At 63.7% G+C, this 8282-nt stretch carries 8 protein-coding genes; 3 read left to right on the forward strand and 5 right to left on the reverse strand.

The features are described from left to right. Positions 1-25: 25 nt before the first annotated feature. From J5M71_RS16975 to hemJ, 3 genes are all read right to left on the reverse strand, one after another. Complete coding sequence (locus J5M71_RS16975; RefSeq protein ID WP_207834254.1) at positions 26-808, reverse strand: SDR family oxidoreductase; 783 nt, start codon at positions 806-808, stop codon at positions 26-28. 67 nt (positions 809-875) lie between these two features. After that, complete coding sequence (locus tag J5M71_RS16980; RefSeq protein WP_207834256.1) at positions 876-1832, reverse strand: nitronate monooxygenase family protein; 957 nt, start codon at positions 1830-1832, stop codon at positions 876-878. Between the two features lie 28 nt (positions 1833-1860). Continuing rightward, positions 1861-2286, reverse strand: a complete 426-nt coding sequence (gene hemJ, locus J5M71_RS16985) for a protoporphyrinogen oxidase HemJ (protein WP_207834258.1) — start codon at positions 2284-2286, stop codon at positions 1861-1863. 141 nt (positions 2287-2427) lie between these two features. Between hemJ and argC the strand changes: the two genes are divergently transcribed. Next, a complete protein-coding gene (gene argC / locus J5M71_RS16990; RefSeq protein ID WP_025337480.1) occupies positions 2428-3462 on the forward strand; it encodes an N-acetyl-gamma-glutamyl-phosphate reductase in 1035 nt (344 codons plus the stop codon). A 146-nt stretch (positions 3463-3608) separates the two neighbouring features. After that, the gene (gene erpA / locus J5M71_RS16995; protein WP_015268740.1) at positions 3609-3959 is read left to right on the forward strand and encodes an iron-sulfur cluster insertion protein ErpA; all 351 of its coding nucleotides are present in this window, start codon (positions 3609-3611) and stop codon (positions 3957-3959) included. Positions 3960-4018: 59 nt separating this feature from the next. Here erpA and J5M71_RS17000 read toward each other — a convergent pair whose 3' ends face one another. Both J5M71_RS17000 and J5M71_RS17005 read right to left on the reverse strand, forming a co-directional pair. After that, a complete protein-coding gene (locus tag J5M71_RS17000; protein ID WP_207834260.1) occupies positions 4019-5110 on the reverse strand; it encodes an anhydro-N-acetylmuramic acid kinase in 1092 nt (363 codons plus the stop codon). Positions 5111-5114: 4 nt separating this feature from the next. After that, entirely contained in the window at positions 5115-6536 is a 1422-nt protein-coding gene (locus J5M71_RS17005) for a peptidoglycan DD-metalloendopeptidase family protein (RefSeq protein ID WP_207834262.1), read from the reverse strand. Between the two features lie 213 nt (positions 6537-6749). Between J5M71_RS17005 and tyrS the strand changes: the two genes are divergently transcribed. Continuing rightward, positions 6750-7949, forward strand: a complete 1200-nt coding sequence (gene tyrS, locus J5M71_RS17010; RefSeq protein ID WP_207834264.1) for a tyrosine--tRNA ligase — start codon at positions 6750-6752, stop codon at positions 7947-7949. Positions 7950-8282: the final 333 nt, after the last annotated feature.

The following is an 8282-nucleotide window of genomic DNA, read 5'->3' on the forward strand; positions in this document are numbered from 1 at the left end:
CAGCCGGGCGCCGCTCGCCCAGTGGCTATTCCATGCCGACCGGGCAATAGCGGCGGTGGATGACCCCGGCCAGCTTGCGCACCAGCCAGCGCGGCAGCAGGCGCGGGGCGAACGCCAGCCAGCGGTTGCGCCGACCGGGCAGGATCAGCGCGCGGTTCTTGTCCAGCGCGCGCACGGTGTACAAAGCCACTTCCTCAGGGCTGAGGCAGCGTGGTTTGCCATGCAGCCGCGGAATGCGACGGCGCGCGGAGCGCACCGGGCCGGGGCACAGTACCGAAACCTTGATGCCGGTGCGCTTGAGTTCTTCACGCAAGGCCTGGGAGAAACTCAGCACATAGGCCTTGCTGGCGGCATAGGTGGCCATCCAGGGGCCAGGCGCCACCCCGGCCAGGCCGGCGACGTTGAGGATCTGCCCGCCGCCCTGTACGGCCATCAGGTTGCCGATGGCGTGGCACAGGCGGCTCAGGGCCAGCACGTTGACTTCCAGCAGGTCCTGCTCGTCGGCCCACTCATGGGCCAGGAATGGCCCGTAGGTGCGCAGGCCGGCACAATTGACCAGCAGGTCGATGCGCCGCTCGCCTTCTTCCAGCTCCAGCACGAAGCCCGACAGGCGCAGCGGCTGGCTGAGGTCGCAGGCACGGAACAGCACCTCGACACCGAAGCGTTGGGTAAGCTCGATGGCCACCGGCTCCAGCGTTTCACGCTGGCGTGCCACCAGGATCAGGTTGCGCCCGCGCCGCGCCAGGGCTTCCGCCAGGGCCAGGCCCAGGCCGCTGGAAGCACCAGTGATCATGGCGTAACGGGTCATGCAAGGCTCCTGGGGGCTGAAGAGGGCGCCTAGTGTACAGCTTGGCCGGGCAAGGTGTTGCCTTTTGCTACAAGGTCCGCGCGCGCAGGGCCTGGCAGCGTTCCAGGGCGTCCCGGTACTCGTCATGCAGCCGGCCGATCAGCGCGCTGGCGCTGGGCAGGTCGTCGATACCGCCGACCCCCTGGCCCGCCGACCACACGGTCTTCCAGGCCTTGGCTTCGTCGTCGATCGGCTTGAGCTTGCCTTGTTCGTGGCCGCGCTTGAGGGCGTTCATGTCATAGCCAGCCTGCTCCAGGCTCGGGCGCAGGAAGCTGGCAGGCACGCCGGACACCGCCGGGGTGTGGATGATGTCGGCGGCATGGGCATCGAGCAGCATCTGCTTGTAGGCGCCCGGGGCCTGGCTTTCTGCGGTGGCGATGAAGCGGGTACCCATGTACGCAAGGTCCGCACCCAGCATTTGCGCGGCGAGGATCTCGTGGCCGTGGTTGAGGCAGCCGGCCAGCAGCAGGGTCTTGTCGAAGAACTGGCGAATTTCCGCGGCCAGGGCGAACGGGCTCCAGGTGCCGGCATGGCCGCCTGCGCCGGCGGCGACGGCGATCAGGCCATCGACACCGGCTTCGGCGGCTTTCTCGGCATGGCGGCGGGTGGTGACATCGTGGAACACCAGGCCGCCGTAACCATGCACGGCATCGACCACTTCCTTCACCGCGCCCAGGCTGGTAATGACAATCGGCACGCGGTGTTCCACGCACAACGCCAGGTCGGCCTGCAGGCGCGGGTTGGTCGGGTGGACGATCAGGTTGACGGCATAGGGCGCTGGCGCCTGCAATTGCGCCATGCCTGTCTCGATTTCCTCCAGCCAGGCCTTGAAACCGGCGCTGTCACGCTGGTTGAGGGCCGGGAAGCTGCCGACCACGCCGCTGGCGCAGCAGGCCAATACCAGCCTGGGGTTGGAGATCAGGAACATCGGTGCGGCAACCACGGGCAGACGCAGGCGTTGTTCGAGGGAGGCAGGTAGCGACATGGCAAGGCTCCTTGAGCGAGTGGCTATGTCAGAACGGTTTGACCACCACCAGAATTACGATACCCAGCAGGAACAGCACGGGTACTTCATTGAACCAGCGATAGTAGACGTGGCCGTGGGTGTTGCTGCCGCTGGCGAAGCGTTTGCGCTGGGCGCCGCACATGTGATGGTAGACGGTCAGCAGGATGACCAGGGTCAGCTTGGCATGCAGCCAGCCCTGGCTGAGCCAGCCGGGTGTGAGATAGAGCATCCACGCGCCGAACACATAGGTGGCGATCATCGCCGGGTTCATGATGCCGCGGAACAGCTTGCGCTCCATGGTCACGAAGCGTTCCTGGCTGATGCTGTCCTGGCTTTGGGCGTGGTAGACGAACAGCCGCGGCAGGTAGAAAAGGCCGGCGAACCAGCAGACCACGCTGACGATATGCAGCGCTTTGATCCATAGGTAAAGCATGGGGGAGTTCCTTCAGGTATACACGGTCGTCAGATAGTAGTGGTCAAGCGCCCGAAGGGTCACCCGAAGAGTTGTTACAGGCGCCTTGCGCCCCTATTATCGTGCGCTTTCCAGACGGCTCGTTGATAAGGGGCAAGCGTTATGATCAAGGTCGGTATCGTCGGCGGCACGGGTTACACCGGCGTCGAACTGTTGCGTCTGCTGGCACAGCATCCACAGGCCGAGGTGGCGGTCATCACTTCGCGCTCCGAGGCGGGCGTTGCAGTGGCGGACATGTACCCGAACCTGCGCGGCCACTATGACGGGCTGGCGTTCAGCGTGCCGGACAGCAAGACCCTGGCCGCCTGTGACGTGGTGTTCTTCGCCACCCCGCACGGTGTAGCCCATGCCCTGGCCGGCGAGCTGCTGGCGGCCGGTACCAAGGTGATCGACCTGTCGGCCGACTTCCGCCTGCAGGACGCCGCCGAGTGGGGCAAGTGGTACGGCCAGCCGCACGGTGCGCCAGAGCTGCTCAAGGACGCGGTGTACGGCCTGCCTGAAGTCAACCGCGAGAAGATCCGCCAGGCGCGCCTGATCGCAGTGCCGGGTTGCTACCCGACCGCCACCCAGCTGGGCTTCCTGCCGCTGCTGGAAGCTGGCCTGGCCGACCCGTCGCGCCTGATCGCCGACTGCAAGTCGGGCGTCAGCGGCGCTGGCCGTGGTGCGGCGGTGGGTTCGCTGTTCTGCGAAGCCGGTGAAAGCATGAAAGCCTACGCGGTGAAGGGCCACCGCCACCTGCCGGAGATCAGCCAGGGCCTGCGCCTGGCCGCTGGCAAGGATATCGGCCTGACCTTCGTGCCACACCTGACGCCCATGATCCGTGGCATTCACGCGACCCTGTACGCTACCGTCGCCGACACCTCGGTCGACCTGCAGGCGCTGTTCGAGAAGCGCTACGCCGATGAACCGTTCGTCGACGTGATGCCGGCTGGTAGCCACCCGGAAACCCGCAGCGTGCGCGGCGCCAACGTCTGCCGTATTGCCGTTCATCGCCCGCAGGGTGGTGACCTGGTAGTCGTACTCTCGGTGATCGACAACCTGGTCAAGGGCGCGTCCGGCCAGGCGGTGCAGAACCTCAACATCCTGTTCGGCCTGGACGAGCGCATGGGCCTGTCCCACGCGGGCTTGCTGCCGTAAGCAGCCAGCGTTCGAAAAGGCCCGCGTCGTGCGGGCCTTTTTGTATGTCGCGACTAAAGCCGCACAATTCTTGACCGATTTTCTCGGGAAAGCGGATAATGCGCGTCATCGAGTTTTATGGCGGCTACCGCGCCGGGAGAATCAACATGAGCGTCGAAACCTTCACCCCCACGGCTTTGGAATTCACCCACGGCGCTGCACAAAAGGTGAAGAACCTGGTTTCCGAGGAAGGCAACGATCGTCTGAAGCTGCGCGTGTTCGTCACCGGTGGCGGCTGCTCGGGCTTCCAGTACGGCTTCACCTTCGATGAAGACGTGGCCGAAGACGACACCATCGTTGAGCGCGAGGGTGTTTCCCTTGTGGTCGACCCGATGAGCTTCCAGTACCTGGCTGGCGCCGAAGTGGATTACCAGGAAGGCCTGGAAGGTTCGCGCTTCGTGATCAAGAACCCGAATGCTGCTACCACCTGCGGCTGCGGCTCGTCGTTCTCGATCTGAGGCCTGGCTATACGAAAACGCCGCGCAATTGCGCGGCGTTTTGCTTTCTGGCGTAGCGCTCAGGCCGGGTAGATTGCGCCGAGTACACGCAGGCCCTTGGCCGCTGTCACGCTAGGGCGGTTGGCGGCGATGCCCTCCAGGCAGCAGTGGGCCAGCCAGGCGAAGGCCATGGCTTCGACCCAGTCCGGGTCCACGCCATGGGCACCGGTGCTGGCGACACGGGCGTCGGGCAGCAACTGGCCGAGGCGCGCCATCAGGGCGCCGTTGCGCGCACCGCCACCGCAGACCAGCAACGCTTCGGTGTCTTGCTGGGCGTTGCTCAGCGAGTCGATGATGCTGCGTGCGGTCAGCTCCAGCAATGTCGCCTGCACGTCCTCGTCGCGGTAAGCGGGCAAGCGGGCCAGGTGGCCATCCAGCCAAGGCAGGTTGAACACTTCGCGGCCGGTGCTCTTCGGGCCGCTGCCGGCGAAGAACGGGTCGGCCAGCAGTGCGCTGAGCAAGTCGGGCTGCACCACACCCGAGGCAGCCCACGCCCCATCCGCATCGTAGGCCTGGCCGCGCTTGCGCTCGATCCAGGCATCCAGCAGCACATTGCCCGGGCCACAGTCGAAGCCGTGGACCGGCTTGTCGTGTTCGATCAGGCTGAGGTTGCTGAAGCCGCCCACGTTGAGAATGGCCAGGCGCTGGCCGAGGTGGCTGAACAGGTTTTCATGGAAGGCCGGCACCAGTGGCGCACCTTGGCCACCGGCCGCCACATCGCGACGGCGGAAGTCAGCGACCACGCTGATACCGGTAAGCTCGGCCAGTAGCGCCGGGTTGCCGATCTGCACGGTAAAACCGCGTGCTGGTTCGTGGCGGATGGTCTGGCCGTGGCTGCCGATGGCACGGATGGCATCGGCCTGCAGCCCTTGCCTGGCCAACAGTTGGCGGATGCCTTCGCCTGCCAGGCTGGCCCAGCGGTTTTCTGCCAGTGCGGCGCGGGCGATCTCGTCAGGGCCGCTGCTGCAAAGGCTCAGCAGTTCCTGGCGCAGGTCGCCGGGCATGGGCAGGTAGTGGGTGGCGAGCAGTTCGAGCTGCTCGCCTTGTTTGATCAGGGCAATGTCCAGGCCATCGAGGCTGGTACCGGACATCACCCCCAGGTAGAGCGCCATGGGCTTAGCGCTTGTTCGCTGCGAGCAGGGTGGCCTTTTCCTGATCCATGCGGGCGATCAGGGGCTGGCTCTGCTGCAGGAAACGCTGGCGCTCGTTCCTGGCGATCGGGTCGGCCATCGGCACTTTCTGGCTCAGCGGGTCGACGTGTACACCGTTGACCTGGAACTCGTAGTGCAGGTGCGGTCCGGTGGACAGGCCGGTGGTGCCGATGTAACCGATGATCTGGCCCTGCTTGACCGAGCTGCCGGTCTTGATGCCCTTGGCAAAGCCCTGCATGTGGCCGTACAGCGTCTTGTAGCGGTTGCCATGCTGGATGATCACGGTGTTGCCATAACCACCGCGGCGCCCGGCCAGTTCGATGCGGCCGTCACCGGCTGCCTTGATCGGCGTGCCGCGTGGGGCGGCATAGTCGACGCCCTTATGGGCGCGGATCTTGTTCAGAATGGGGTGCTTGCGGCCGGCGGAGAAGCGCGAGCTGATGCGGGCGAAATCGACCGGGGTACGGATGAAGGCCTTGCGCAGGCTGTTGCCATCGGCGGTGTAGTAGTTGGTATTGCCCTGCTTGTTGGTATAGCGCACGGCGGTGTAGGTCTTGCCGCGGTTGGTGAAGCGTGCGGACAGGATGTTGCCGGTGCCGACCACCTTGCCGTCCATCACTTTCTGCTCGTAGACCACGTCGAATTCGTCGCCCGGGCGAATATCCTGGGCGAAATCGATGTCGTAACCCAGCACGCGGGCCATGTCCATGGTCATGCTGTGGGACAGGCCGGCGCGCTGGGCCGAGGCCGACAGCGAGCTTTTGATCACGCCGTGGGCGTAGGCGGTACGCATTACCGGCTTGCTGATTTCGCGGTTGAAGGTGTAGCCCTTGGCGGTCTTGGTCAGGCGAATGGTTTCGAGGTTGCTGACCTTGCTGTGCAGGCTGGCCAGCTGGCCATCCTTGTCGAGCTCGAACTGCAGTACCTGGCCGTGCTTGAGCTGGCTGAACTGCTTGGCCTGCTTGTTGCTGGCCAGCAGGTCATGCACCGCATTGGTCGGCAGGCCGACCTTGGCGAACAGGGTGGACAGCGTATCACCACGGGCCACGGTGACTTCGCGGTGGCTGGGTTCCTTGGCGGCTTCGACGACCGGTTCGGCAGCAGGCGCCTCCTGTTCGGCCTTCTGGGTCTCGGGGGCGGCGTCTTCGATCTGGGCGAATGGCGAGCTTTGCTCGGTTTCTGCCTGCACCAGGGGCGCAGCGCGGGATTCGTCCTTCAACTGCTCGGCAGGGCTCTCCAGCTCGAGGTTGAGGGTGGTTTTCTTGGCTTCCACTTCGCTGGAGGGAAACACCAGCAGGGCCAGGCTGAGCAGGGCGGCGATGCCGCTGGCGGCCAACAGATGGCTTTTCGGATAAAGCGGGGGCGCTTTAGGCGGTTCGTTGGTCATGGGCAAGGTGACTTTGAAAAAGGTGAAATGGAAAAGATGAATGACATGATGAAGATGAAATAACTGTATAAAATATAACCAAATCCATTTTCACGCAAGGGCGCGTAGACGCCGCAAGCCTGTGTTCGGGTCACATTCCTTTGCGAAACTTGTAATTGACGGCCGATCTTGTATGGTTGGCTCCCCCTGAATCTGAGCCTTGCGGGTTTGTCTATGAAGTCGGTTGAAGAGCAGCTGGCGCTTATCAAGCGCGGTGCGGAAGAAGTACTGGTCGAGTCGGAACTGGTGGAGAAGCTCAAGCGCGGCCAACCTCTGCGCATCAAGGCCGGCTTCGACCCGACCGCGCCTGACCTGCACCTTGGGCACACGGTGCTGATCAACAAGCTGCGCCAGTTCCAGGATCTGGGGCACCAGGTCATCTTCCTGATCGGTGACTTCACCGGCATGATCGGCGACCCGAGCGGCAAGAGCGCCACGCGCCCGCCGCTGACCCGCGAGCAGGTGCTGGAAAACGCCGAGACCTACAAGCAGCAAGTGTTCAAGATCCTCGACCCGGCCAAGACCGAGGTCGCGTTCAACTCCACCTGGATGGACAAGCTGACCCCGGCCGACTTCATTCGTCTGGCGTCGCAGTACACCGTGGCGCGCATGCTCGAGCGCGATGATTTCGACAAGCGCTACACTACCAACCAGCCGATCGCCATCCACGAGTTCCTGTACCCGCTGGTGCAGGGCTATGATTCGGTGGCGCTGAAGGCGGATGTCGAGCTGGGTGGTACTGACCAGAAGTTCAACCTGCTGATGGGGCGCGAACTGCAGCGCGCCTATGGCCAGGAAGCGCAGAACATCGTGACCATGCCGCTGCTCGAAGGGCTCGACGGTGTGAAGAAGATGTCCAAGTCGCTGGGTAACTATGTAGGTATCCAGGAAGCGCCGGGGGTGATGTACAGCAAGCTGGTATCGATCCCGGATACGTTGATGTGGCGCTACTTCGAGCTGCTGAGCTTCCGTTCGATGGAAGAGATCGAGCAGTTCCGTGCCGATGTTGCCAATGGCGCCAACCCGCGGGACATCAAGATCAAGCTGGCCGAAGAGATCGTTGCGCGCTTCCATGGTGAGGAGGCTGCGGCCAATGCTCACCGCGCTGCGGGTAACCGTATGAAGGAAGGTGAGCTGCCGGAAGACCTGCCGGAAGTCGAAGTGGCTGCGGCGGAAAGCCTGCCGATTGCTGCCGTGCTGAACCGGGCTGGCCTGGTGAAGAACTCGGCGCAGGCGCGGGACTTGCTGAGTGGTGGTGCGGTCAAGGTTGATGGTGTGGTGGTTGATCGCGAATTCATGTTTGCGCTGGGTGCGACGCATGTGTGCCAGGCGGGCAAGAAGTCGTTTGCGCGGGTTACCTTGAAGGCTGAGTGATTGGCTTTGGGTGTAGCTATATAGAAGCGGGGAGGCCGGTAGGCCTCCCCGTTTTGTTTTTGGGGTTTGGCTTTTGGTTGTGGGGTGCGTCAGGGCGGCTATGGGCCTGTCTTGAGAGGGTATTGGCTGTGGGGGTGCCTGTCTTTGCTCCTCTGGCGCCTATGAGATCGAGCGCCGCGCGGGCGGCGCTCGATCTCATAGGCGCTGAAGGTGTTGTGGCGAGCACCTGGCGGCCCTGATGCGGTCTTCTCCAAAAAGATTCTAAATTATTGAAATTAAAGGTTGACCTCCTGAAAAGCCGCCCTATAATGCGCACCACTCCAACACGGTAGC

Origin of the sequence: Pseudomonas sp. 43(2021), assembly GCF_017490805.1 — a bacterium.
Classification (GTDB): Bacteria; Pseudomonadota; Gammaproteobacteria; order Pseudomonadales; family Pseudomonadaceae; genus Aquipseudomonas.